The 25,167-nt window shown below is 50.2% G+C and carries 18 protein-coding genes, 1 rRNA gene and 1 pseudogene; 6 read left to right on the forward strand and 14 right to left on the reverse strand.

The window, feature by feature from the left end; genetic code table 11:
• A 5S ribosomal RNA gene (gene rrf, locus BUA40_RS08865) occupies positions 1 to 90 on the forward strand; the annotation flags it as partial.
• Between the two features lie 283 nt (positions 91 to 373).
• Positions 374 to 4,648, forward strand: coding sequence for a fibro-slime domain-containing protein (locus BUA40_RS08870; protein ID WP_072800289.1), 4,275 nt, complete (start codon positions 374 to 376; stop codon positions 4,646 to 4,648).
• Positions 4,649 to 4,676: 28 nt separating this feature from the next.
• On the opposite strand, the gene BUA40_RS08875 is transcribed toward BUA40_RS08870, so the two are convergent.
• The 3 genes from BUA40_RS08875 to aroC form a co-directional block, all read right to left on the reverse strand.
• Entirely contained in the window at positions 4,677 to 6,143 is a 1,467-nt protein-coding gene (locus BUA40_RS08875) for a hypothetical protein (protein ID WP_072800290.1), read from the reverse strand.
• Between the two features lie 64 nt (positions 6,144 to 6,207).
• A complete protein-coding gene (locus BUA40_RS08880; protein WP_072800291.1) occupies positions 6,208 to 7,107 on the reverse strand; it encodes a tetraacyldisaccharide 4'-kinase in 900 nt (299 codons plus the stop codon).
• Positions 7,108 to 7,163: 56 nt separating this feature from the next.
• Positions 7,164 to 8,246 carry a chorismate synthase gene (gene aroC / locus BUA40_RS08885; RefSeq protein ID WP_072800292.1) on the reverse strand — a complete coding sequence of 361 codons (1,083 nt, stop codon included), beginning with the start codon at positions 8,244 to 8,246 and terminating at the stop codon, positions 7,164 to 7,166.
• A gap of 104 nt (positions 8,247 to 8,350) precedes the next feature.
• Between aroC and BUA40_RS08890 the strand changes: the two genes are divergently transcribed.
• Entirely contained in the window at positions 8,351 to 8,938 is a 588-nt protein-coding gene (locus tag BUA40_RS08890) for a hypothetical protein (RefSeq protein WP_072800293.1), read from the forward strand.
• A gap of 75 nt (positions 8,939 to 9,013) precedes the next feature.
• Here BUA40_RS08890 and BUA40_RS08895 read toward each other — a convergent pair whose 3' ends face one another.
• Genes BUA40_RS08895 through BUA40_RS08905 form a run of 3 tightly spaced genes read right to left on the reverse strand, consistent with a single transcriptional unit; the run spans position 9,014 to position 11,723 of the window.
• A complete protein-coding gene (locus BUA40_RS08895) occupies positions 9,014 to 9,670 on the reverse strand; it encodes a potassium channel family protein (protein ID WP_072800294.1) in 657 nt (218 codons plus the stop codon).
• A gap of 13 nt (positions 9,671 to 9,683) precedes the next feature.
• Positions 9,684 to 10,325, reverse strand: a complete 642-nt coding sequence (locus BUA40_RS08900; protein WP_072800295.1) for an FISUMP domain-containing protein — start codon at positions 10,323 to 10,325, stop codon at positions 9,684 to 9,686.
• A 9-nt stretch (positions 10,326 to 10,334) separates the two neighbouring features.
• Positions 10,335 to 11,723, reverse strand: coding sequence for a TrkH family potassium uptake protein (locus BUA40_RS08905; protein WP_072800296.1), 1,389 nt, complete (start codon positions 11,721 to 11,723; stop codon positions 10,335 to 10,337).
• A gap of 67 nt (positions 11,724 to 11,790) precedes the next feature.
• Here BUA40_RS08905 and BUA40_RS08910 point away from each other — a divergent pair, with 67 nt between their 5' ends.
• Positions 11,791 to 12,708, forward strand: coding sequence for a bile acid:sodium symporter family protein (locus BUA40_RS08910; RefSeq protein WP_143149750.1), 918 nt, complete (start codon positions 11,791 to 11,793; stop codon positions 12,706 to 12,708).
• Here BUA40_RS08910 and uca read toward each other — a convergent pair.
• The 8 genes and pseudogenes from uca to BUA40_RS08950 form a co-directional block, all read right to left on the reverse strand.
• Positions 12,705 to 16,298, reverse strand: a complete 3,594-nt coding sequence (uca, locus tag BUA40_RS08915) for an urea carboxylase (protein ID WP_072800298.1) — start codon at positions 16,296 to 16,298, stop codon at positions 12,705 to 12,707. The genes BUA40_RS08910 and uca overlap by 4 nt on opposite strands.
• Before the next feature lie 11 nt (positions 16,299 to 16,309).
• Positions 16,310 to 17,143, reverse strand: coding sequence for an alpha/beta hydrolase (locus BUA40_RS08920; RefSeq protein ID WP_072800299.1), 834 nt, complete (start codon positions 17,141 to 17,143; stop codon positions 16,310 to 16,312).
• 18 nt (positions 17,144 to 17,161) lie between these two features.
• Positions 17,162 to 17,803, reverse strand: coding sequence for a DUF1989 domain-containing protein (locus BUA40_RS08925; RefSeq protein ID WP_072800300.1), 642 nt, complete (start codon positions 17,801 to 17,803; stop codon positions 17,162 to 17,164).
• Positions 17,800 to 18,453: an urea amidolyase associated protein UAAP2 gene (locus BUA40_RS08930; RefSeq protein ID WP_072800301.1), complete on the reverse strand. Its 654-nt coding sequence runs from the start codon at positions 18,451 to 18,453 to the stop codon at positions 17,800 to 17,802. Before BUA40_RS08930 ends, BUA40_RS08925 begins: the two co-directional genes overlap by 4 nt.
• Positions 18,454 to 18,463: 10 nt before the next feature.
• On the reverse strand, positions 18,464 to 19,180 hold the full coding sequence (locus tag BUA40_RS08935) for an urea amidolyase associated protein UAAP1 (protein ID WP_072800302.1): 717 nt from the start codon (positions 19,178 to 19,180) through the stop codon (positions 18,464 to 18,466).
• 15 nt (positions 19,181 to 19,195) lie between these two features.
• A complete protein-coding gene (locus BUA40_RS08940; RefSeq protein WP_072800303.1) occupies positions 19,196 to 20,044 on the reverse strand; it encodes an ABC transporter ATP-binding protein in 849 nt (282 codons plus the stop codon).
• A gap of 106 nt (positions 20,045 to 20,150) precedes the next feature.
• Positions 20,151 to 21,095: pseudogene (locus BUA40_RS08945) on the reverse strand (ABC transporter permease subunit); the annotation flags it as partial.
• 21 nt (positions 21,096 to 21,116) lie between these two features.
• The gene (locus BUA40_RS08950) at positions 21,117 to 22,100 is read right to left on the reverse strand and encodes an ABC transporter substrate-binding protein (protein WP_072800305.1); all 984 of its coding nucleotides are present in this window, start codon (positions 22,098 to 22,100) and stop codon (positions 21,117 to 21,119) included.
• Between the two features lie 285 nt (positions 22,101 to 22,385).
• Between BUA40_RS08950 and BUA40_RS08955 the strand changes: the two genes are divergently transcribed.
• Positions 22,386 to 23,384: an ROK family transcriptional regulator gene (locus tag BUA40_RS08955; RefSeq protein WP_072800306.1), complete on the forward strand. Its 999-nt coding sequence runs from the start codon at positions 22,386 to 22,388 to the stop codon at positions 23,382 to 23,384.
• A gap of 11 nt (positions 23,385 to 23,395) precedes the next feature.
• Entirely contained in the window at positions 23,396 to 25,162 is a 1,767-nt protein-coding gene (gene atzF / locus BUA40_RS08960) for an allophanate hydrolase (RefSeq protein ID WP_072800307.1), read from the forward strand.
• Positions 25,163 to 25,167 lie beyond the last annotated feature (5 nt).

Genomic DNA, 25,167 nt, shown 5'->3' on the forward strand with positions numbered 1-25,167 from the left:
TACCCGTTCCCTTTCCGAACACGGAAGTCAAGCCCCTCATCGCCGATGGTACCTGGCCCACGGGCCCGGGAGAGTAGGTCGCTGCTGGATTCACGGGCCCCTTGAGCGAACGCTCGAGGGGCCCTTCTTTTTATACCCGCATCCCCCCGCCATTGTCATGCTGAACTTGGTTCAGCATCGGCTTCTCTTGCAACCGTCATGCTGACGAAGGTCAGCATCAGCTTCTTGTGTCTGCTTTTTCTCCTCTGAAAACATTTGCTTATTGAGCGCAGCACAACGTTTTTGCCTTTAAAAAGCTGTTTCTTATTACGATTTTTAATATGGAATATAATTTATAGGTTGGAGTTGTTTGTGATGAAAGGAGCTGTGTTCCATGAAGCACACTTTAATGGTTTTTGTTTGTCTGGTGTGGGTTGCGCTCGCTCATGCAACGCTTACGTTGCATATTCAGTCGCCTTACCGTAACGATGCGGTGATGGGTAACGAGGCTGTATATGGTTACCACATCACAGGTGAAGTTACTAGCTGGAACGCTGATTTTGCGGTAACCTCGAATACGAGAATGACCTCTGAAGGAGATCATTGGTTCAGTTATACTTGGGACAAATCTCTTGCCGATTATCCGAACGGTGGCGGATTCAAGATTAACGTGTGTTCCGATACGGCTGATGTCTCGCGTTCCTATAATAATCATTGCGATACCTGGGAACCATCGAGCGATTTTTCTTTCAAGTCGCTGTTTGCAGACGAGACCGAGGTGTGGCTTTATACCACGGAGACTTCGTACACGTTTAGCGTAGTGCCTCCGGGTTCAAAGGTGGTGTGGTTCAAGAGCCCTTGGGGCAACCACGCTTTGCCGCAGATGATTTTTGGTACTGATTCGATCATGATGCGCTTTGCGCAAGATGACCAATCGAAGTGCGGCTGGTTCTATGGTGCTGTATCGCCCGAGATGCTTGCACGTAATCCGTTACAGACGGCTCACTTTATTCGCTTGTACACGCCCTATATGTCGGTGCCTGCGGAAGGTGTGATTGAACTTGACGCCTATTTTGCGGTCATGGACACGGTCTTTGTGGATGGCACAGCTGGCGGATTGGTAGGTGCCAAGATTACTACGCTTGGTCAGTGCTTTGATTCAACGCGTACCTTGCATGTGTACAATCCCTGGCGTACGAATTCTACTTATAAGGACAGCGCGCTGTACATTTCGGTGGGGAATAATATCATCAACAACCCTGTAGCGATGGATGGTACGGACGAATACAAGTTCTGGTGGCATTACGATTTCCATTTGGATGAAATCAAACCGTACGACTGGAATGGTGCCGGTGCACGGGTGAATTTCCATTCGAGTCAGAACCAAGGCAAGCGTTTTTGGAATGTTGAGAGCTGGGAGGCGGATACGATCCGTCCGGCGATTTCGAGCTTCTTCCCGAAGGGCGTTTACGAAACCTGGGTCTATACGACGACTACGGGAAACATCGAATTGATTTTTTCACCGCTTGAAGAAAAAGTGGTGCGTCTGATGAGCCCATGGGATAATATGACGCCTACGATGTTTGTGGATGGCGATACCGTTAAGATGGCTCCGTTCCATAGCGATACTTGCGGCTGGTATCAGGGTGTCTCTTACAAGCATGTCGAATCATGGGAAGTGTACTTTAGGCAGGCTTTCGGCTTTGAATATTTTTCGAGGAGCGGTCTAGATACGATTCCTGGGACACTCATTAGCCTGGATTCCATTTTTGCAGAATCCGATACGGCATGGATTACTTCTATCCCGTTCCTTGTCACGACCTCTTATCCTAAAAGATTGGGCGTGTGCCCGTCCATGAAGATTTCCGCTTTGGTGGTGGACTGGGCTGGCGAAGCGTTCCATGACAGTATCGATATTGATTTCGGTCATATCTACAATAATGACGGCAAGAATACCTATATAACGGTGGAGTTCGATGGTGTGGAATATAATACTTGCCAGGGGCAGAATTCTCCTACATTTGATGGCGTGGTAACAGGGATGGTGCAGGATACGCTTGTCAATGGATACCCTGCACGAGTGGATTCTCTACATTATCCGTGGAGTGAATGTTCTGCGGCGCATGAAATCGAAAAGTGGTTTATACCGCAAGTGGTTGCAACGGATGCAAACGGTAAGGAATATACGAATGGCGTATGCCGCGATATTGACTTGACCATGGACGAAGAAGGTTTCTGGCTGGCTGATATTTCGGAAGCCCATGAAGATGGCGGCTTTTTCCCTGTTGATGATTTCCAGTATCTTGATTCTGCAAGGACGGTATTGAATCCGAAATATGACTGGAAACCAGATTTGATGACTAACAACGGAAAACAACATAATTACAGTTTTGCGATGAAGATTTCTGCCCAGTTTAAGTATGTCAAGGGGCAGTATTTCGAGTTCCGTGGCGACGATGACGTGTGGGTTTTCATCAATAACCGTTTGGTGGTGGATATTGGCGGTTGCCATAATCCGGCGGAACGTGCCGTTAATTTGGATACCTTGGGACTCACCGAGGGCGTGGAATATCCGTTCCATATTTTCTTCTCGGAACGAAATTCGAATGGCTCCAATTTCAAGATGCGCACCTCCATTAATTTGCAGACTGAAAGAACGTATTTCTCGAAGCAAAAAGAAAATCCGGACGGTTCCGTGGAATACGAATTCCATCAGTTGCTTGTCGATAAGTCTGTCAGCTGTGATGTGGCGAGTGTACAGAATGCTCGCGATCAGTTGGCACAATCCGTGTTCATTTTGAAGGGCGGCAATCTTCCGGCTGACGGCGTAACGCTTGAGACGGGATCGCTGTATGGTGGTGGAATTATTATTAGCGAAGACATGGCGGGCGTTAAGATTGATACCGCCGCATTCGTGAACTCCCGTCAGCTGAGCCCGGGTAAGTATGCTCTGTATTGCTTCTTGGCCACCGACTATAGCCAGTATCAGGTGATTACGTTTACGGTGCCTGAATACCCGCTCCCGGACATCGCCTTTGTGGATGTGTTCCATGTGACGGATTCCGCTTATTTTGATCCGACAGGCTACACGCTGCGTGGCGATGTAATGGGACTTGACGGTGGCAAGAACGATACGCTTCTGGCTCATGTGACATATCCCGATACGGTACCTATAAGGATTGCGCTTCTGTTTGGAACGGCAACTTGCGGCGAATTGGCTGTGGATGCCGATATAAATTGCGTCCAGGAAATCAACTTGAACACGAAATTCCCCTTGAGTTTCTTGGATAAGGACAACCAGCGCGTCACTTCCATTTCGACGGACTCCTTGGGATTTGCAAGTTTCTATGTGGTGGGTGATTCTGCCATGGTAGACGCCTTCTTTACCGTTGGTGGTGCTGGCGTAAACAACATATTGACTTGGAAGAACATTCACTTTAAGGAACCTCCGGTGCCGTTCGCACAGAAGGCGAAAATGTACGATGTGAACGGAGACGGCATCCCTGACAGTCTCGTGATTCCCTTCAGTAAGGCTTTTGACAAGGTGGTGCCCGATACGCTTTCCTGGTCGTTTGGCGGAACGGAATTCCATACCACGGCAGGGCAGGAAAATGTTTGGCCGCTGGTGGTGATGGATTCGGTGATCACCATGTTTAATCCTGAAGGACTTCGTAAGGATGTATTCACGGGTGTTTCGGACCAGATTTATTCGGGTTCCTTGCTGTACCATTACACTTATACCGATGAAGATTCCGGTGAAGAAGTCAAGCTTTCGATGAACACTTCGATTGAGGACAAGGTGGCTCCCATTGTAACGAGTGCTGTCATCGAGCCGCTTTCTGATGATATGAGTGTCGTGACGATCAGCTTGAGTGAAGGTTCCGACGACAAGACGGTTGACCGGAAGACAGCATTTGTATTCTACAGAGGTCCTGATAGCTTCATGGATTCGCTTTATATTGCAAGTGCCAATGCGAATCCGAACGGCAACGTAGTCCGTCTGTATTTCCAGCGTACTCCGCAAACAACGCTTCCGGAAGTGGGCGATTATGTAAGACTGTTGCCGGGTGAATTCAAGGACCGCAGCGGGAATGTCGCACACGTGAATAACCCGAAGGTTCGCATTGTGGGTGAACAGCGTACCGAAATCAAGGCTCCGGGTGTAGTAACGATTTCAAGTAATCCGGAAGCTTGGCCCCATAAGGATCCGGTTGCCCCAATGGTGGTTCCGTCGAATATGCCCTTGCAAGATATTATCGATAGCGTTGGATTGCCGGGCCTGTTGCTGAATTTCAATATCGGCGAACTGGCAACCTCGACTCTTATGAATTTGCCGAGCGATGCCGATAAGGATTCCGCTCTCGCCTTGATTCGAATCAAGTGGGATGCCTACTACTTCTCGCACCTGGGAAATTTTGTAAACAAGGCAGGCGGTGTGATTGCCTGTAACGACAAGGCCGTATTCTATAATGCTGCAAATCCGGAACAGTCCAACTGCTACGACAATCCGGGCAACCTGTTCTTTGAATGGAATGCCCGCAGTGAAAAAGGTCGCATGGTAGGCACCGGTGCGTACATCACCAAGATGAAGGTGAAGATTATGAATGGCAGCGAAAAGGCGGGTAGCAGCGACGATACCTATACCATAGGTATCCGTCGCGGAAAGTAGCTGCTACGCTTTCAATAAAATGGAGCGATTAGGCTCGGGCTGCCGAATTGTACAGCTCGAGCGTTTCTTTTAGCTTGGTTGCGACACCGTTGATGGTGTTGAAAATTTCGCTCAAGTCACCTTGGATCTTGTCGAAGTTTTCAAGATTGCAGAACAGGTCGTTACGGAAAGTCTTATTGGACTGGTAAAGGTCGCGAAGCGAACGCAGAATCTTTGCCTGCTGTTCCATTTGAGTCTGGGCTTCTTTTTGGCTAGCTTCCAGTTCGATGCGTTTTTTCTTGGCGACTTCAGGATCGTTTTCGCGAAGAATGTACGTGGGGAGCGTCGCGAAGTCTTCGAATTTGCCAGGAGTGTTGTTGCTGTTTCTGGAATTGTTGTTGTGAAGACCGACGCCCTTGACTGCAGAGTCGATAGAAATGGTGCAGCTGGAAGTTCCGTGGAAGTTGCAACGCACGTGCTTTTCGATTTGGCGGAGTTCATTGTAGGGGTTGAAATCTTCGTCGGATTCAACATAGTGCAGGGGCACGTAAAGGGGAACTTGTTCACCCGCAATGGTAATGCGGTAGCTGATGCAGGGTTCTCCGTTGAACTCCTTGGTTTCGTACAAATTATTAGAACTATTCAGGAGGCCTTTGACTTTGCGGTAAAGGGCCTGCGCATCGTAGGTGCTTTCCACAACGTTTGCCAGATCCTTGAGTATAACGGATTTGACAATGTTGTTGAAACTTTCCATAATGGCGTTGTTCGATGTGGATCGGCCCCAAATGGGGGTGCCGAGGAATAGCGTGTCCGAGAAATTCGTTTCGCTACGACCATTGAAGAAGGCAATGGTGCGGGCGATGTTTGCCAACGAAAGCCATTTGCTGATAGGTACGTAAATGGCGTTCTGAATGCAGAGTTCCGAAAGCTTTCCGATAATGGCCATGGTGTCGGGCGAGAGAGTCACCTTCTTGATTTCTTCGGCCCAGGCGGCCTTTTCTTCTTCCGAAATGGTGTATTCTTCGGGGACCTTGAAGCTGTCGTAAAGCTTGTAGTTCTGGAGCAGAGTACACAGGGCGTCCGAAGAAAGATTGTCGGGCATGTAAATGGTCAAGGTGATATCGTCGGCGATATCGGCGCGGCCCATGGCGTTTTCGGGGCGTACATCACTGCTGAGAATGAGAGTCGAATTCTTTCTGTCTTGAAGGGCGTGACGGACGTTGTCTTTGGTGACATCGTCAATGGGATTGAAGTCCTTGAACCAGATAAAGTCGTAGTCTTCAAAGTTTGCGAGACGTTCTTGCAGGTGCGTTCCAACTTTGAGCGGTCGCGTTTTCTTGAATGCCGAAAGCAGTCGGCCAATCATGAAGTTCTTGCCCGAACCGGAGCGTCCGTACAGATAAAAGGACTCGTTGTTGATAGCAGCGAGGAACCCCAGCTGGAGTCTGTCTTGCCTTTCCGGGAATTCCTGGCAAAGGGCCTGCATCAAGTTCTGGATACGGGAGGTGAGCGTCATGATTTCTTCCTTCTTTTACTGAAATATAAAAACTGGAAAAGAAGTTTGAAACCGTGACTTGAATTTAGGGGAGTTTTTGGACTACTCCGGGCGAGACCTTGATGGACTGGTGCGCAATGTAGATTTGCGCCTTTACATTTTTTTGGATAAATTCAGCGGGGAGCCGTGCGGCGTCTTTTGCGCTGATGATAAAGGCTTCTTGTGGGTGTTTTTGGAGGATCTGCTCAAATTTTCTAGAAAAGTCCTTGCAATGGTCTTTGAAGAAGTAATGAAGTTTGATCTTTATTCCGAAAGCCTGAATATCTTGGCAGAATCGTTTGGGGTCTCCGAGGCCGCATACAATGCTTGCTGAAGAGTCTCGAGAAAGTTCGTCGTGAAGTTTTTCAGCCGTAGCCGAGTGGGGACTCAGGCGGTATACTTTGTCTATAACAAACTGAATGTCGGGATTTTCGCCGTAGCATTTCAGCGCCATTGTGGCCGAGGAATTTGCCTTGTGGTCTTTTTCTAGACTGCGCATCTTACCGCAAGGCCAAAGCTCCGAAAGCTTTGTGGGTGTACTTTCCCATGACAGTAGCAAGGTGACTGCTCCTGTAAGACGGCTGTCTTCGAAACCGTCATCGCAGACGATATAGTCGAATTGGCCTGCAGCGTCCAGTTCCTGTGCTAGGCGGTAGCGGTTGCGAGTCGCAAAGACTTTGACATTTTCGTTGTCCGAAAAAATTTGGCGGAGCATCGCCGTTTCGTCGAAGGCGTATTCGTGAACGAGGAGTGCGACCTTCTTGTCTTGTGCAGCGTAGTGCTTGCAGAGCCAGATGCAAAAAGGCGTCTTTCCGGCACCACCAGTGCGGTAGCTGCCGACGACAATCAGCTTGGAATTCTGTAGAGGTGCGCCCGGCTTAAGGCAGAGCGCATGATGCAACAAATAGGCTGCGCGGTAGCAGAGGGCTAGAAAAAGACGAAGCATTTCATTCTTCTTGCTCAAACCTCACACCTCAAAGCGGCAACGCCGCGACCTCGCTCCTACAAGCAGTTTCTCTTTTGCAACAAGAACAAGTCTGCCAAAACGAGAGCGGCCATGCTTTCCACAATCACCGGAGCACGCACGGCGACGCAGGGGTCATGGCGACCGCGGGCGGCCAAGGTTCCGTTTTCGCCGCCGCGACCAGCAGTCTTCTGTTCCTGCGAAATGGTGGCGGTGGGCTTGAAAGCCATGCGGCAGTAAATGGGTTCGCCGTTACTGATGCCGCCTAAAGAGCCGCCCGCGTTGTTGGTGCGGGTGTGGTAGGCGTGGCCGTCAAAGTAAAGTTCATCGTTGTGCTTGCTGCCGTGCATGCGAGCCGAGGCAAAGCCGCTTCCGATTTCGAAACCCTTGCAAGCGGGAATGCTGAGCATTGCCTGGGCGAGCAGGGCGTCTAGGCGGTCGAATACCGGTTCGCCGAGGGCGACCGGCGGATTCTTGACCAGGAGGCATACGGTACCGCCGATGCTGTCGCCGTTTGCGCGTGCATCGAGTACGGCTTGTTCCATCTTGGCGCTGGCATCCAGGTCGGGGCAGCGTACGGGGGACTTTTCAATCTGTTCGAGTGTGAGACGGTTCAGGTCAAGCGGACCGCAATCGACTTCGCCGATGGAATTCACCCAGGCGATGATTTCGGTGCCGTTTACTTGCTTCAAAAGTTTCTTGGCGACCGCACCTGCGGCAACGCGTCCGATGGTTTCGCGGGCAGAGCTGCGTCCACCGCCGCGGTAGTCCCTGAACCCGTACTTGAGGTCGTAGCACAGGTCGGCATGACCTGGGCGGTACCATTTCTGGATTTCGGCGTAGTCGTGGCTGCGCTGGTCTTCGTTAAAGACGGCGAAAGAAATCGGGGTTCCGGTGGTTTTGCCTTCAAAAACGCCCGAAAGGATCTTAACCTGGTCCTTTTCGTCGCGGGCAGTGGTCATTTTGCCCTGTCCGGGGCGACGGCGGTTCAGTTCCGCCTGGATTTCTTCTTCGGTGATTTCGAGGCCTGCAGGGCAGCCGTCCAGGACCGAGCCGACGGCCGGGCCATGGGATTCGCCCCAAGTAGTAACGCTAAAAATTTTGCCAAAAGTGCTTGCCATGAGTCAAAATATAGATAATCGGCGTTTTTTTAAGAAAATATCAGATAAGGACTTACCAACTTAACAAAGTTTACTATCTTTTACAAAGACTCTAGGAGAATCCTGTGAAACACTTTGGATTTATTATAACGATTTTGACCCTGCTGCTTTCTCTGGAAGCGGCCGCACAGCGTTATAATGACTTTGCGGGTATTCCCTTTGGTGCCACCCGTGAGACCGTTATCGAAGAAGTGATGAAGCTCGGTTACGAGCCGTATGGTCAGAGTGGCGAAGGTGAACGTGTAGTCATTCCCGTTTTTATGTTCGGTGAACTGCCGGTCCAGGTTGACTTTATTTTTAACAAGAATGACAAGTTCTACTCCTTTGAAATTCGTACCGGCCGTGTGGAACGCGCCCGTTTGAACAAGTCTTTCGAAGCTGTAGCCTATATGTCCGAACAGTTTACGCTCAAGTATGGCAAGCCCTCGGGTAACCCCGCCATCGACGAGACTTCTGCCCTGAAAGAAAGCATTTTGAACCTTTATCAGCAGTGGTTCTCCCAGAAGGTGCTGAATATCTACACTGGACTGGTTCAGAAGGATGGCCGCTACTTTGCGGTGGGTGCCGTAACGCACCGCAAGCTCGCTACCGAGAAGACTACAGGTTCAAGTCGTTCCTCGGATCGGGCCACTTCCAACAAACCTGTTTTCTAGTTTATTCGCAATCGAATTCAATTGAAAAAGCCGACGATTTTCGCCGGCTTTAAAATTTTATGCTTGTGGGCCAAGTTAGGTCTTGAGCTTGTCCAAGGCCTCGTTCGGGCCGATCACGAACAGCACGTCGTTTTCCTTGAGCACGTAGTCGGCGATGTTACCGATCTTGGGCTTGGGTTCCAGCGGGTCGCGGATGGCGATCACCTGGATGCCGTACTTGTGGGTAAGGGACAGGTCCTTCAGGGTCTTGCCGAGGAAGGCGTCTGGGCAGGCGATTTCGACGATGGAGAAACCTTCCATGAAGGGCAGGTAGTCCAGCATGTTCGGGCGGTTCAGACGTTCCGCCAGGGAAATTGCCATGTCGCGTTCCGGGTGGAAGATGTCTGCCACGCCGAGCTTTTCGAGGATAATCGTGTGGGCCGGGCTACTGGACTTGGCGATAATGTGCTTGACGCCCAGTTCCTTGAGGTTCAGAACGGTGAGGAGCGATGCCTGAAGGTCTTCGCCGATACAGCAGATGACGCTGTCCACCTTGGAAAGCGGGAGCGATTGCAACTGTTTTTTACGGGTACCGTCGGCAACGACTGCCTGGGCCACCTGGTTCGAAATATCCTGGATTTTTTCGGGACTCGGGTCTACGACCATCACATCGTGTCCGAGTGCGGTCAAATGGCGGGCCAAAAAGTAGCCCGTGTTACCCAGTCCTATCACTACAAATTGTTTAGAAGCCATGAGTAAAAGATAGTTATTGGTCGCCCCATGTATGGCTGCCGCTAGTCTTGGAATCTTCTACAATGCAACGAACTGCGCCGGCCTGGTCCTTATAAAAGGCCTCTTCTTGCCAGCCTCCGAATTTCTTCCACTTGAAATAGTAGGCGTAATCGGCGTAATCGTCTTTTTCTTCGGCGGTCCAATAGACTCCGGTGTTGGCGTAATCGTAATAATCGCCGTTAAAAGCGCGGAATCCGGTCATGGTGAGGGTCTCTTCAAATTGGCTGGAGCCAAGAGCCCTTTCCCAGTCTCTGATGGTCGGGAGCCTTGTTCCCGGAGGGCAGGCCCTTTGGGCGAAATGCCAAGTGTAAAGGCGGCCATCTTTTTTGCAATGGGGTCTCTTGTTGTAGCAGGTGCTTTCACTATTTTCGTAGTTCAGGTTCTCGGCCAACCATGTCATGCCGCCAACCGTAATGGTCTTGTAAGGCTGGTGGTCGCGGGAATCGATAAAGGTGTTTGGGTCTGCCTTTGCCGAGTTCGCCTGGGCTGTGGCCGGCTGTGCGGTTTCCTGCGTGGCAGGGGATTTGTCCCAGGGGGAGCGTTCCCAGACCGAGGTGGCGCTTGCTACTGTTGCGGCGACAAGAAGTGCGGTTGCAACGACATGTCTCGAATTCATAAGGCCCTCCTAGCCTACCATGATGTCTTCTTCGGCGTACCACATGCCCTGCTCCTGCTTTTTTACGGCAGAAATCAAGAACAGCGGACCCATACGGCCGACAAACATGACAAGGCAAACCACGATACGGCCAGGAATCGAAAGGTCCGGGGTGAGACCCATGGAAAGACCGCAGGTGCTGTAGGCGCTTGCCACTTCGAAGAATACCTTGAGGAACGAAACTTGCTCGATGGAGTTGCCGGCGGCCTCGGTTTCGAGCAACACGAGGGTTGCCACCACCACAACCACGATAGCCACCACGAAGATTCGCACAGCCTTATCGACCGTGGTTTCGGGAATGGTACGGCCAAGAATCTGGGTCTTGTTGCGGCCGAGCAGGCGGTTGAATCCGAGCAGGAAGATCACGGCGGTGGTTGTCGTCTTGATACCGCCACCGCAGCTACCCGGGTTTGCACCGATCAGCATGATAATCACAAAGAAGAACAGCGAGCCCACGCTCAGGCCGGGCACGTTTACGGAGTTCAGGCCTGCGGTACGGCTGGTGAATGCCATGAAAGCGCTGGTTTCCAGCTTTTGGCCGAAGTTCAGGCCCTCGAAGGTGTTGCTCCATTCGCTGAACATAAAGAAGAGAATGCTCACGAGAACGATAATCAGGGTAAAGCCTGTGGCAATGTGGGTATGGAGCGATACCTTGCGGATAGCGCGCTTCTTAAAGTCGAACAGGTAGCGGATTTCGGTAATGGCCAAGAAGCCGAAACCGCCGGCCAGCGCGAGCACGCAGGTGGTAATGTTCATGAGCGGGTTCAGCTGGAACCGTTCAAGTGAATCCGGGAACAGGGTAAAGCCTACGTTGCAGAACGAGCTTACCGCCTGGAACAGACTGCAGAAAAGGCGGTCGTAGAGTTCCATGTCGCTAAACTGCGTAAAGTACACCACAGCGCCAATGGCTTCGAGTAAGAAGGTAAAGGGGAGCACTGCTTTCAGGATTCGGCCAGCGTCGACGTTACCTTCCTGCGTGTAGTTCGCGAGGAGGGCCGACTGGTGGTTAAATCCCGGGTGCATACCGGCAAGCAAGATAATCACGGTAGAAATCGTCATGATTCCAAGACCGCCCGCCTGCATCAGGACCACGAGCACCCAGTTGCCAAAGGTGGTAAAGCTTGCGCTAATATCGATAGTGGTAAGGCCGGTAACGCATACGGCAGACATAGCTGTAAAGAACGCGTCGAGTACGCCTACCGGTTCACGCTGCGCAAACGGGAGCGACAACAGGAGTGCCCCCAAAGAAACCAGCGCGAGGTAGCCGGACACGATCATCAAAATCGGGTTGCCCGACTTTTTCTTGACTTCGGCCTTCTTTTCCACGAAGTCAAACGCTTCGTACCTAGAACGTAACATGGGCGTAAATATAGAAATTAATCCCTATCTTGCCTAGGTTTTGGCGGTTTTCTACATTTGGGCCCGTATGAAGAATTTGCGTGCCATTTTGATGCCGATTGCGATTTTACTCGGGATTTTGCTCCCGCAGGCACACGTGCTTTCGCCGTTAATGCCGTTTTTGATCGGTACCATGATGTTTTTGACGTTTGTGACTAAAATTCCGCCGCAAACGCATGGTTACACGTTTAAAATTGAAATTCGTGCACTGATTGTGAGCTTGATTCTGGTGGCTGCCATTGCGGGCATTGTAAAACTCTTTGACCTTCCGCGCGAGGTACTTTTGGGTGGTGCGATTATTGCGCTTTGCCCGCCTGCAAATGCGGCCCCTGCTATGGCGAAAATGCTTGGCGGTTCGGCCTCGCTTGCCTTGAAGATTTTCTTGAGTGGAAACCTGATTGCGTGTTTTTCGATCCCGATTGTGTTCGGTTACCTGACAGGAACTGATGCTGGTCTGAGCGAAATCGCGATGAAGATTTTCAATACGATTCAGCCGATTATTAGCATCCCGCTGGCGTTTGCGCTGGGTCTGCGAGCTTTTTACCCGGAACTTGCTGACCGCGCCGCGAAATACCAGAAGTACACCATGTTCGTGTGGACGTTCTCGGTGTTCGTAATTTTGGCGAAGGCGAGCTACGACATTCGCGAAATGGGATTCACGGAACTTTGGAATAGCGGTAAACTCCCCATGATGGCGGGAATTTCGCTGATTCTTTGCATTCTCCTTTACGCCCTCGGCTGGTATGTCGAAAGGAACCGTCGCCCGATTGAAAGTGCGCAGAGCATGGGCCAGAAGAATACGACGCTCGTCATCTGGATTGCGACTTTGTATGCGGGCCCCGTGGTGGCACTCGCCCCCACTTGCTATGTGGTGTGGCAGAATCTGGTGCTCAGCTATCTGAGCGCGAGGATTAAGCCGAAGGAACCTGCAAAAACGGATGGCTAGGACAATTTTTTTACGGCCAAGAGGCATTGTCCTGCCTTGACCTCGGAAGACTCCTTCACAAAGACCTGCGATACAATCCCGCCACTCGCAGCAATCACCGGAATTTCCGTTTTCATGCTTTCAATGATAGCGAGGGTATCACCCGCCTTCACTGTTTCTTCCGGCTTTGCGATTAGTTTCCAGAGGGAACCTGCGACAGGGCTGTAAACACCGTCTTCACCATCTGCAAGCGTGATTTCTGCAATCGGAGTAGTCTGTGCACTATGACTTTCGAAAGTGAATTGGCCATTCGCAATCCAGCGTTCCTTTTCTTCTTCGAAGGCTTTGGTTCGCTTTTCTTCGAAGGCCGAAATGGATTCCGCATTGACAGCAAGGAAACGTTCGTATTCTTCGATGTCAAAGGAGCTATTTTCCACAACAACATGGAATTTGCCGGCGGCAAAATCCTTACGCATTTGCAAGAGTTTATCGGCGCTCACTTCGTAGAAGCGAATCTGGTCGAAAAAGCGTAGCAGGTACGGTAGCGGGAAATCGCTTGTTTTCTTAAAGCGATTCCACATCTGCACAGTACGGCCTACAAATTGGTAACCACCGGGGCCTTCCATCCCGTAAACGCACATGTATGCACCACCGATGCCCACGGCGTTTTCGGGGGTCCATGTACGAGCCGGGTTGTACTTGGTTGTGACAAGACGGTGCCTCGGGTCTAGCGGCGTCGCGACAGGCGCGCCCAGGTACACGTCTCCGAGTCCCATCACAAGATAATCTGCAGCAAACACGATTTGTTTCACATCATCGATAGATTCGAGGCCGTTAACTCGGCGAATGAATTCGATATTGTTGGGGCAACACCACGGAGCATCCGGCCTGACTGTCGTCACATACTTTTCGATTGCGATTCTTGTCTGAGGGTCGTCCCACGAAAGCGGCAGGTAAATCGTACGCGTCGGAACCTTTGTGAGCTTATTCTTCCGCAAGTGTTCTGCCAAGTCCCAAAGGCGTTCCAAAACATCCTTCTGACGAATCTTCCTGATGTCATAGTGAATCTGTATGGAACGAATACCTGGCGTGACATCGATAAGTACATCAGCAAAACGTTCCTTGACAGCGAGCATCCAGGCATGTGCTGTAAAGCGGAGACGCAAATCGATTATCGCCGGGCCAAATTCGACAAGCACGTTATCATCTCCATCGGCACGCACAACGACATGTTCCATTTCAGAATCCTTATTGAATTCTGAAATGATGGGCGAAGTCACCGGAGAGGGAGTCAACAACGGCATCGCCTTCGAAGCTTTTTCGGGTGCTTCGAGCGTTTCTTCTCGAGCGAGACGGATTTTTTCAGCATCTTCCGCCGAAAGCGGCACAAAACGGACCTTATCACCACTGCGGAGCTGTCCCATTTTCCAAAGTTCCGCCGAAACAATCGTCACAGGACAAGCGAAACCACCTAAACTCGGCCCGTCGACACCAAGGATAATGGGCATATCCCCAGTAAAGTCAACGGTACCTACGGCATAAGCGTTGTCGTGCAAATTAGACGGATGGAGCCCCGCCTCGCCACCATCGGGTCTCGCCCACTTGGGTTGAGGTCCAATTAGGCGAATGCCCGTTCTCGAAGAATTATAATGAACTTCCCATGTCGCAGCGAAAAATTCATCAATATCTTCCTGAGTCAAATAATCGGGAGCACCGTGGGGGCCATACATCACGCCAATTTCCCATTCGGAACTGATAGAAGGAATAGCGATATTCGAGGGAATTACCGATTCACCCGCAATATCGTTTCCAATATGCAAGATATCCCCTGCCGTCAAGGCGCGACCACCGTGACCGCCAAAGCCGCCAAGCGTGAAAGTTGATTTGCTGCCTAGGTATTCGGGAACGTCAACGCCACCGCGGATTGCTAAATAACAACGTTGCCCAGCCTTCGTAACGCCGAATTTGAGGACATCCCCATCATGAATTTCGACAGGAGTATTCTTGAAACATGGTAAATTGTTTATCGTCGCCGGGAAATCACCACCCGTAAAAGCAATCAATGCGTTTGTATGGAATACAAGCGTACATCCCGAATGGGTCATTTCGATTCCGGCAGCATTCTCGGCATTACCAACAATTTTATTTGCAAGCCTAAAACTGTAATTATCCATAGGCCCGCTAGGAGGAATGCCAACGTCCCAATACTTTAAGCGTCCCGGATAATCCTGAATTGTAGTCTGCAAACCCGGAGCGAGAACCTCAAAAATTCGGTCATGGTATTTATAATCGTTCAAAATCCAAGTCGAAACTTTGCCCGAAACAAAATTAGGCATTTCAAGCACATCGCGCAGAAGTTTGATATTTGTCTCAAAGCCGCATAGTTTGACATCGGCCAGAGCCTTCTTTGCCTTTTCAATATTATCTTCGCGGTCCTTACCAGCGACAATGATTTTCGCCAAAAGCGGGTCATAAAAGGCACTAACTTCCGTGCCACGGGAAACCCACGTATCGACACGGATTCCTTCTGGGAAAATCACTTCTGTTAAAAGGCCACTACTCGGGCGGAAATTTTTGCCGGGATCTTCGGCATAAACGCGAAATTCCATAGCGTGCCCATGCGGCACAAACTTTGCTCCAATTTCAAAGGGGCGCTTTCCAGCAGCAAGTTCAACCATCCAACGCACTAAATCAACATCATAAACTGTTTCAGTAACGCCATGTTCAACCTGCAAGCGCGTATTGACTTCAAGGAAATAGAATCGATCACTCGGAGCGTCGTAAATAAACTCCACCGTTCCTGCAGAACGGTAAGAAACCCCCTGCACAAGTCGCAGAGCCGCATCATGCAGTGCTTCACGAGTCTTTTCGGGCAAGCAAGGCGCAGGAGTTTCTTCAATCACCTTTTGGTTTCGACGTTGCACAGAACAGTCTCGTTCACCGAGCACGACAGCATTTCCTTCGCCATCACCAAAAACCTGCACTTCAACATGTCGACCACGTTCCACGTATTTTTCGACAAAGAGACCCGCATTCTTAAAGTTGTTTTCACTCAGCCTCTTAATTCGCTCAAAACTTTCAACAAGTTCTGTTTCGTTGTGGCAAATACTCATACCAATGCCGCCACCGCCTGCAGTGCTCTTAAGCATCACCGGGTAGCCAATTTCTTTGGAATGTGCAATCGCATCATCCAAGTTTTCCAAAAGTCCGGAACCAGGAACTAGCGGGACATCAAATTCCTGTGCAAGTTCCTTACTACGGTGTTTCAGACCAAATTCAATGAGGTGTTTTGGAGTCGGGCCGATAAAAGCAATTCCATTATCTTCTAGAGTCTTTGCAAAATCAGCGTTTTCACTCAAGAAACCGTAACCGGGATGAACAGCCTCGGCTCCAGTCGACTTAATTGCTTCCAAAATGGCAGGAACATTCAGATAGCTATCCTTGGCCGGTGCAGGACCAATACGAACAGCTTCATCCGCCATCAATACATGAGCTGCAGTTTCATCCGGATCAGAATAAACGGCAACAGATTTTACACCCATCTCTTTCAGGGTTCGAATAATGCGACAAGCGATTTCGCCACGATTTGCTACAAGTACTTTGTTGAACATGGCTATCTCCTTTAGTATTTAATCAATTGTACAAGAAGTTGTGTTAGGGATCCTTCTGGATTTTCAAGTTCTCCAAGGATCGTAAAATGGTTATGGTTCGTAAGCAAATTGAACGAGCCAGGAATATCTTCTTCGGTGCGGTGCATCGCGAATTCAGCACTTTGCCTACGGAGTTCCGAAAGTTCATCCGCTCCAACAACTACGGCTATCGGCTTTTTTACGAACGACCTACGGAGAGGACTATACAAAAGAATCTCGTTTTCAGTAAGTTGAAGCTTATCATTCAAAAAACATTGCGAAATCGGTTTCAAGTCATAGATACCACTAATAGCAAGCGCCCCACATACACCAACTTCATCAAGTACACTTACAGCAAGATGCGCACCAGCCGACCAACCCGATACATATACACGCGAATTGTCAAAGCCCAAATCTCCGCTATGAATGCGTAAATAACCAAGCGCACTGCGAATACTTCTTACAATTTCACGCATATTCACATCGGGAGCAAGCGGGTACCCAATATTTGCAACATCAAAACCATGCGCAAGAGGACCTCTTGCAATAAAACGAAACTGCTCTTTACTCCGCATTTGCCAATATCCACCATGAATAAACACAAACAGAGGAGCCCCCGTTTTTCCACAACTGAAATAATCCAAGCACTCTCTTGGATGTCTTCCATAACGTATATTCAAGCCATTGGGATACTCCATCGAAATTTCGGCACTTTTTGTACTGAAATTTTCAAGCAATTCGCGGCTATTTTCTACAGCACGAGTATTATCGTAAGCCTGATCAAGCAATTCCTTGGTGAAATTTCGATATACGTAGCCGTTTTCCATAAGTCCATTCCAAATAAATTATTTTTCAAAAACCAGCAAGCGAATCGGAGTCGGATTGTAGTCATTGCAGGGATTGTTCAACTGAGAACAATCCGAAAGCAGGAACATCACATCCATATCGGCACGCAGTTCTATGTACTTGCCCGGTCCCGAAATTCCATCGGCAAATTCCAGGTGCCCCTTGTCATCTAGAATAACCTTTGTGAAAAAATTCAGGTTACAAGTCTGATCGCGCTTGCTCATCCCATAATTTTCAAGCGTACGCACGAACGTGTCACGGCAGCTGTGCATATAGCGAGTCTTGTCCGTATAGCGCACCACGTTTCCTTCAGCGGAGCATCCGCTTCCAAGCGTATCGTGTTCTCCGCAAGTATCCGCAATCACCGTAAGCATTGCATTTCCACAATTGCTGCGAATGACCGTGCCGAGTTCAATCATCGTATTCGCCTGTGCCGTAATCGTATTGTTCGCATTATAACGTTCCGTCGGATCGTTCGCATTGTAAATCTGCACATCGCCGGACTGATTCCCTTCTACATCGACCATGCGGAGCACCTGTCCCTTCTTTAGGGGAAGCATGTAGCCGTCGCCCGCAAGCACCGTCACATCGAAGACGGCGTCCTTCAAGTCATGGGAACTTTCAAGAAGTTTTGAGTTCATACAGACTCCTTGTCCCACACAATCATCCTGACCGGGGTCGGATCGTAAGCATTACAGGGATTGTTCAGCTGCGGACAATTACTCACGACCGCGAGCACATCCATCTCGGCACGCATTTCCACGTACTTTCCCGGCGAAGAAATCCCGTCAGCAAAGTTAAGGTTTCCCTGTTCATCAAAAGGAACGTACATGAAGAAATTCAGGTTGTTCACCTGGTCGCGCTTGTCCAGATTCGGGGTTTCAAGCAGCACCTTCAAGAACGATTCACGGCAGGCATGCATGTAACGTTTCTCAAACGCATAGCGACAGGTGTTGCTTTCGCAGGAGCAAGCACTTCCGAGCGTATCGTGGTCACCACAAGTATCGGCAATCACCGTAAGCATCACGTTATCATCGTTGGAATAAAGCTTCGTCCCTACACCAACAAGGCAATTCGCCTGTCTTTGCACCGTCTGCTGAACGCTGTAGCGTTCCGACGGATCGTTCGCATTGATGAACAGTGTATCAACAGCCTGGTTTCCTTTAAGGTCCAAAATGCGGAAAATCTGACCTTTCTTGATCAAATGCAGCCAGCCCTTCCCGGCGGCAACATCCTCGACATAGCAGGCATCTTCTTCCTTGAGCGAACTTTCCAAATACTTCGTAAACATGATAGACCTCTTACAAGTTGTAGTTTGCCGTGTTGATGTAACCGCGGCCGTTTTCGGGGCACCAGGTAAAGCACGGGTCTTCGGCGCCGGCGATATCGCAAGTCATAAGTTCCACTTTCACGGGCTTGCGTAGATATTCCTTGCTCGGGTTCAGCGGGTGCATACCCGTATCGATGACCACCAGGGTATCCATTTCGGCACGCAGTTCCACATAGTCGCCCGGCTTGGAATTATTTTCGACAAAAGTCATCTTACCGTCGGAAGTCACCACAACCTTGCTAAAGAAATTGACCAGTTCCGTAAAATCCCTCTTGGTCATGCCGTGCTTGCCGATTTCCACCAGCAGGGAATCGTAGCCGTTACGGTAAAAATCGTTGTGTGCGCTCTGGTAATCCTTCTCGCCAAAACGTTCCTTGATCAAAGCCGCATGGGTGCATCCACACAGAGGGTCGTGCCAGCCCACGGAATCTTCGACGACACTCAACAAGATGCGTCCCATATCACCGTAAAGACAGCAGTTCTTCGCGATGCGGCAGATATGCTGAATTTTCAAGGTGTCGCCCAAGTTGAAGCGCTCGGTAAAGTTGTGTGCATTATAGCACATGAGCGAGGCGTTCGCGCCGCCTTCCAAATCCGTGAGGCGAATTTTCTGACCACGTTTGACAATGCGCGAGTAGTTCCAGCCACCCGCAATGATCTGTTCGCAAAGTACTTTAGATTCAGACATAATAACTCCTGTTTTTTATGGTTGCATTCCAACCATGTTGACGATTTTAAAATCCTCTTCAACGACCTCGTTCACCTTAGGCGGGCGAATCAGTTCTTCGATATGTTTTCGCGTTTCGTTAAATTCGCGCAGACTTAGGCTTTCCTTATTACGCGGGCGCGGTATCGGCACATCAACCAACTCCTTTATCTTTCCGGGATTCGCCTGTAAAGTCAAAATGCGATCCGAAAGGAACACTGCTTCGTCCAAATCATGCGTCACGAAAATGATCGTGATGTCGATGTTCTTCCAGACTTCAAGCAGATACCTCTGCATCTGCGTCCTTGTCTGCGCATCGAGCGCACCGAACGGTTCGTCCATCAGCAGTACACGCGGCTGAGGCGCCAGCGCCCTCGCGATGGCGACGCGCTGCTGCATGCCACCCGAAAGCTGCTTCGGGAAAAATTCACCGTACTTTTCGAGACCTACAATTTCAAGCCACTGCTCGGCAACCTCTTCGGCCTCGTCGCCACCGCGCCCCGTCGACTCGAGGCCAAACATTACATTCTGCTTGACCGAGAGCCACGGGAAAAGGGAATACTTCTGGAACACCATTCCCCTTTCGGCTCCAGTTCCGCGAACCACCTTTCCGTCGAGTAGGAATTCGCCGCTGGTCGCCGTTTCGAGGCCCGCCGCAATACGGATGAGAGTTGACTTTCCGCAACCGGAAGGGCCGATGACCGAGAGGAATTCGCGACGGCGCACGCTGAACGAGATATCATCCAAAACACGGTGCATTCCCTTGCCGGAAGAATTCTCAAAATCCTTTACGATATGGCGCGCTTCCAGAATGCAATCATTGAAAACTTCTTTAGAACCTTCCATGGTATTTCTCCTTGAGCGCCTTTTCTTCGGGAGTCAGGCGGAACGAAAATACGGTATCCTTCGGCGCAAAAATTTCCTTCTTGATCTTGGACGTCACTCCGACATGGCCACCTTCCCAGGCAAAGAAATCACGACTGAGGAAATTGAGCACAAGATCGCAACCCAGCCCGATAATTCCGAGGATGATAATCGCCGCATAAACATTGTCGAAATTACGGTACTTCGCCTGCTGATTGATGAACCAGGTGATGCCGGAACTCGTGCCGACCACTTCAGCCACAATCAGGTAGGTCCACGCCCAACCCAGCAAAATGCGCATATCCTTGTACATCTTGGGAGCAATCTCGGGCAGGATGACCTTGAACATGATGCGTCGAGAAGAGGCTCCCAACGTGCGAGCGGCTTCGATCAAGGTCGAATCGACACGGCGCGTGGTGGCGCACAGCATAGGGACCTGCTGGAAAAATGTACCGATGATAATAATCGCGATCTTGGGCGCGTCATTGATACCGAGAATAGCGACGGCCAATGCACCGAATACCGGTGCCGGGAAATACCGGAAAAACTCAATGAAGGGGCCAGTCAATTTTTCAAAGAACGGGACTGCGCCGCAAATAATGCCCAGCGGCACGCCGACGAGACTCGACAGCAAAAAGGCCAGGAATACGATTTTTACAGAGTGGAGTATACTTTCGTAAAACCAGACATCGCCATCGCGCTTCGGTTCCGTCAAGAATGCAGTCACGAGAGCCTTCGCGACTTTGTGCGGAGCCGGGAGATAGGCGGGGTTGATGCGTACTCCCGTCATCATTTTCTCGCCGGCGGCCAGGAGGGTTTTATTTTCTTCTTCGAAGTTGGCTCGTTCGATTTCGTCGCCCGGCTGGCAAAACATGCTGCCACCTGCATCGACCACCTTGACAAGCGGGTGATATACAAACGGTACATAGCTTACCACGCTCCAAGCTGCAAGGGGGATAATGAACGAAAGCACCGCAAGCACCACCGTCCACTTCTTTCCAACATGCTTTTGAATTCCAATCGGGTTAATCATAACATTTCCAAATTCAGTGTTTTACTTTTTCGCCTTGACGAATGCTTCCGTGAACGAAGGGATAATGTAACGGTTCACATCCACATTCTTTTCATAAACCTTGTTCTTCACGAAGAACGCATCGACATTCTTGCTGGACCCGTAAACGGAGCCATAGCCTTCGCCCTTCTTGAATCGGGCAGCCGCCTCTTCAGCAGTCAGGAAGCGGGTTCCTCCCATAAACGTGGCATATTTCTTTTCGGAAATGCCCACGCGGGCGGCAAGAATCTTGACGGCCTCATCCTTGTTTTTCGGATCGTTCAGGAAATCGATGACATCATACCAGGCGGCTACAACCTTTTCCCATTCGGCCTTGTTTTTCATCAGCGACTCCTGCGAGACTGCGAGAACATCGTAGATGATTCCGGGTTCGTTCGCGCTGGTGTAGAGTTCCTTGGCTCCCTTGACCACCTCGAGCGCATTCACAGAATGCGGAACCCATGCGACCACTGCGGCGACTTCGCCACTTTCAAGGGTCTGCACCGCTTGATGCGTCGGCATATTCACCAGCGTCACGTCGGATTCTTTCAAGCCGTTTTTTGTAAGGGCGTTAATCAGCAGCGCATGCGAAAGGCATCCGATCTCGACACCCACCTTCTTGCCCTTGAGATCCTTGATGGAGTTGATTCCAGGAGCACCGACAATCTTGTCGTTACCGTTACTGTAGTCGTTGATCAAGATGATAGAGTTGCGGGCGCCCGTCGCGTTAAGCATCATGGCATCGCCATTCGCCACTCCCACGGCATCCACCTGCTTTGCGGCAAAGGCATCCATAGAAGGGCCATAATCAAACCATTCCAGCTTGACATTGACATCATGCTTTTTGAAGAAGCCCTTCTTATCGGCAATTTCCCACGCGGTCCATCCCGGCCAATCACTGTAGGCAATTTTCAGCAGGGGCTTTTGAGCATATACGGCAGCAACGGCCGCAGTAACACATACCAGAAGTATTTTTGTCAAATTCATAATATCCTCACTTGTTTGCCAAGGATGTAGCAAAAGGTATGCCAATTTTCAAAATGGGCCAAATTTTGAAAAAAAACGCATTTTCAAGCGACATAAGAACTTTGCAACATTTTTATAGTTCCGCAATTTGTAAAACACTTTTAAAAAGTCCACCCGCATTTCAAAAAATGTAAATCCTGTAATTTGTGTAAATTAACGAATTTCGGATAAACTCGAAAAAATCTTTTCAAAAAAACTTTTGTAACCTCTTTACAAAAGTGAAGCCGCGTCACTATATTTTAAGGCATGAAACAAACGAACACAACAGCGGAATTAAAAAAACATAACACACGTGCCGTCAAGACAGCACTGCTTTCACTCGGTGCAGCCACGAAGGCGGAGCTTTCGCAGACAACAGGACTCAGCGTCGTCACCTGCGGCACCATTTTGAACGAATTAACCGCTGCAGGCGAAATCACCGAAGAATCCCAGCGCATTTCTAGCGGCGGGCGCCCCGCCATAGCCTACCAGTACAATCACGAATGGGGCAAGTCACTCTGCATATACGCCTACTCCGACAACGAAGAAAAGCTTCTGCATTTCCGCGTCCAGGATATCTGCGGCAACATCAAGCAAAACGGGACCTTCAGGGAAAGACTCATTTCTCCCGAAGTCATCATCTCCAATATCCGCAAAATCCTGAAAAAGGAAACCGACATCAAAATCATCGTTATCGGCGTACAGGGTTGCGTCAATAACGGCATCATCGAGTTTTCAGACATCGAGGAACTCCGTGGAACAAATCTGGCAGAAAGAATTGAACACGCGCTAAAAATTCCGACCGTTGTCGAGAACGACATGAATACCATTGCGTTAGGTTATTCAAAATCAAACAGCAACGAGAAAAACGTGGCGCTACTCTTTTTCCCGAAAAGGAATACACCTGCGGGCGGATTCATCGTTGACGGAAAAATCCTTCGCGGCACATCCAACCTGGCCGGCGAACTTTCGTACTACCCCTTCAATTTCAACAAGAGCAGCCAGACGGCGGCCTTCAGCGACATAGAGTACGCGATGCCTATCGTGAACCAGCTTGTCACCGCGGCAGTCGTCTTCCTCGATCCCGCACAGATCGTGCTTACCGGCGGGCTTGCATCCGAAATGAACGAACAGGCCATCGTCCAGCACTTGCGCAGGCATCTGGACCGTTTGCAGCTGCCACGAATCATCATCAAGCCCAACACCGAAAGCGAATATTTCGCAGGGCTCTACAACCTTGCCATGGAACATCTTTTGGAATTATAACAGGAGGATTTATGGACCTCAGAATTTCATCCCTCTTAAACGCATACCGCAGCGGAGCGACAACTCCACGCGCCGTCATCGAATACGTCCTTGACGAAATGGAAAAGGCTCCCGCACAAATCTGGATTAGCCGCCTTTCGAAGGAGGCCCTGGAAAAATACCTAGAACCTCTCGAAAAGTTTTCCTGCATCCCCGAGAACATGCCACTTTTCGGAATCCCGTTCGCCATCAAGGACAACATCGACGTAGAAGGGTTCAAAAGCACCTCGGCATGCCCCGCCTACGCCTATACGGCAGCAAAAGATTCGTTTGTCGTAAACCGCCTGGTCGAAGCAGGCGCCATTCCGGTCGGAAAGACGAACATGGACCAGTTCGCCACGGGACTCGTCGGAACACGCAGCCCCTACGGAGCCATTCCCAACAGGTATGCTCCAGAATACATTTCAGGCGGAAGCAGCAGCGGTTCGGCGGCATCGCTCGCCTATGAACTCTGCAGCTTCGCCCTCGGCACCGATACGGCGGGCTCCGGGCGCGTTCCCGCGGCATTCAACAAGCTGGTAGGCATCAAGCCGACGCGCGGTCTGCTCAGTACAAACGGGGTCATTCCCGCTTGCCGAAGCCTCGACTGCGTCAGCATTTTTGCGCTGGATATTGAAGATGCGAAAACTGTCCTGAACGTCGCACAAGGAGAAGATCCCGAAGACCCGTATTCCAGGGAAGCTCCATGGAACGCCAATGCGGAACTGCGTGCGAGACTCACCGAAAAATGGACCTTCGGCGTGCCCGACACGTTAGAGTTTTTCGGCAACGAGGGCTACCGAGAAGCATTCGAAAAAGCAGTTTGCGCATTCGAAAGGGCTGGCGGTACAAAGGTTGTCGTCCCGTTTGAACCCTTCCTGAAAGCGGCGTGGCTTCTCTACGAAGGTCCGTGGGTTTTCGAACGCTACAATGCCGTCGGAAAATTCATCGAGGAACATTCGGACGAAATTCATCCGGTAACCAAGGCAATCATATCGCCTAAACAAATTCCGCATCCGTCAGAAGTCTTCGAAGGCTTCCATAAGTTGCAAGCATATAAGAAAATTACAGATAAAATAATATCGTCGGTCGATTTTCTGCTTACACCGACCGCAGGGACCATCTACAAGACGGACGAAGTCGAAAGCAATCCCATCGCGTTGAATTCCAATCTGGGTTACTACACCAACTATATGAACCTGCTGGATTACTCGGCACTCGCCGTCCCTGCCGAAGATGCCACGAGCAAAGATGAAAATGCACCGAGCCTTCCGTTCGGCGTGACTCTCGTGGGCAAGGCTTTCGACGATTACAAGCTGCTCGATGCCGCCGAAGCGGCTAAGCCCTTCCTTGAAAAAAGAATACCGCTTGCCGTCTGTGGCGCCCACCTCAGAGGATGCCGGCTCTATTGGGAACTTTCGCGCGCAACCTTCCTGAAAGGCACTAGAACAGCTCCCGAATACAGGATGTTTACTTTCAACGATCACGGTATTCAAAAGCCCGCACTCGTCTCCTGCCCTAAAGGAGAAGGGCACAGTTTCTACATCGAAATCTACGGGCTCACTGCAGAGGACTTCGGCAATTTTGTAAGCCGCATTCCGAAACCGCTTTGCATCGGCAAAATCAAGACAATCGACGGGACACTTGTTTCGGGATTTCTTTCCGACACCTCTATGGGTGAGTGGATTTACGACAAGAAGGCTGTCGATATCTCGGAGTACGGTGACTGGAGAAAGTATATCGCGGCTACAAAGAAGTAACCGCG

The sequence above is a fragment of the Fibrobacter sp. UWT2 genome (assembly GCF_900142545.1).
Taxonomy (GTDB): Bacteria; Fibrobacterota; Fibrobacteria; order Fibrobacterales; family Fibrobacteraceae; genus Fibrobacter.

Coding starts and splice junctions, on each gene's coding strand:
- BUA40_RS08870 (WP_072800289.1), top strand. CDS start 374: ATGAAGCACACTTTAATGGTTTTTGTTTGTCTGGTGTGGGTTGCGCTC.
- BUA40_RS08875 (WP_072800290.1), bottom strand. CDS start 6,143: ATGACGCTCACCTCCCGTATCCAGAACTTGATGCAGGCCCTTTGCCAG.
- BUA40_RS08880 (WP_072800291.1), bottom strand. CDS start 7,107: ATGCTTCGTCTTTTTCTAGCCCTCTGCTACCGCGCAGCCTATTTGTTG.
- aroC (WP_072800292.1), bottom strand. CDS start 8,246: ATGGCAAGCACTTTTGGCAAAATTTTTAGCGTTACTACTTGGGGCGAA.
- BUA40_RS08895 (WP_072800294.1), bottom strand. CDS start 9,670: ATGGCTTCTAAACAATTTGTAGTGATAGGACTGGGTAACACGGGCTAC.
- BUA40_RS08900 (WP_072800295.1), bottom strand. CDS start 10,325: ATGAATTCGAGACATGTCGTTGCAACCGCACTTCTTGTCGCCGCAACA.
- BUA40_RS08905 (WP_072800296.1), bottom strand. CDS start 11,723: ATGTTACGTTCTAGGTACGAAGCGTTTGACTTCGTGGAAAAGAAGGCC.
- BUA40_RS08910 (WP_143149750.1), top strand. CDS start 11,791: ATGAAGAATTTGCGTGCCATTTTGATGCCGATTGCGATTTTACTCGGG.
- uca (WP_072800298.1), bottom strand. CDS start 16,298: ATGTTCAACAAAGTACTTGTAGCAAATCGTGGCGAAATCGCTTGTCGC.
- BUA40_RS08920 (WP_072800299.1), bottom strand. CDS start 17,143: ATGGAAAACGGCTACGTATATCGAAATTTCACCAAGGAATTGCTTGAT.
- BUA40_RS08925 (WP_072800300.1), bottom strand. CDS start 17,803: ATGAACTCAAAACTTCTTGAAAGTTCCCATGACTTGAAGGACGCCGTC.
- BUA40_RS08930 (WP_072800301.1), bottom strand. CDS start 18,453: ATGTTTACGAAGTATTTGGAAAGTTCGCTCAAGGAAGAAGATGCCTGC.
- BUA40_RS08935 (WP_072800302.1), bottom strand. CDS start 19,180: ATGTCTGAATCTAAAGTACTTTGCGAACAGATCATTGCGGGTGGCTGG.
- BUA40_RS08940 (WP_072800303.1), bottom strand. CDS start 20,044: ATGGAAGGTTCTAAAGAAGTTTTCAATGATTGCATTCTGGAAGCGCGC.
- BUA40_RS08950 (WP_072800305.1), bottom strand. CDS start 22,100: ATGAATTTGACAAAAATACTTCTGGTATGTGTTACTGCGGCCGTTGCT.
- BUA40_RS08955 (WP_072800306.1), top strand. CDS start 22,386: ATGAAACAAACGAACACAACAGCGGAATTAAAAAAACATAACACACGT.
- atzF (WP_072800307.1), top strand. CDS start 23,396: ATGGACCTCAGAATTTCATCCCTCTTAAACGCATACCGCAGCGGAGCG.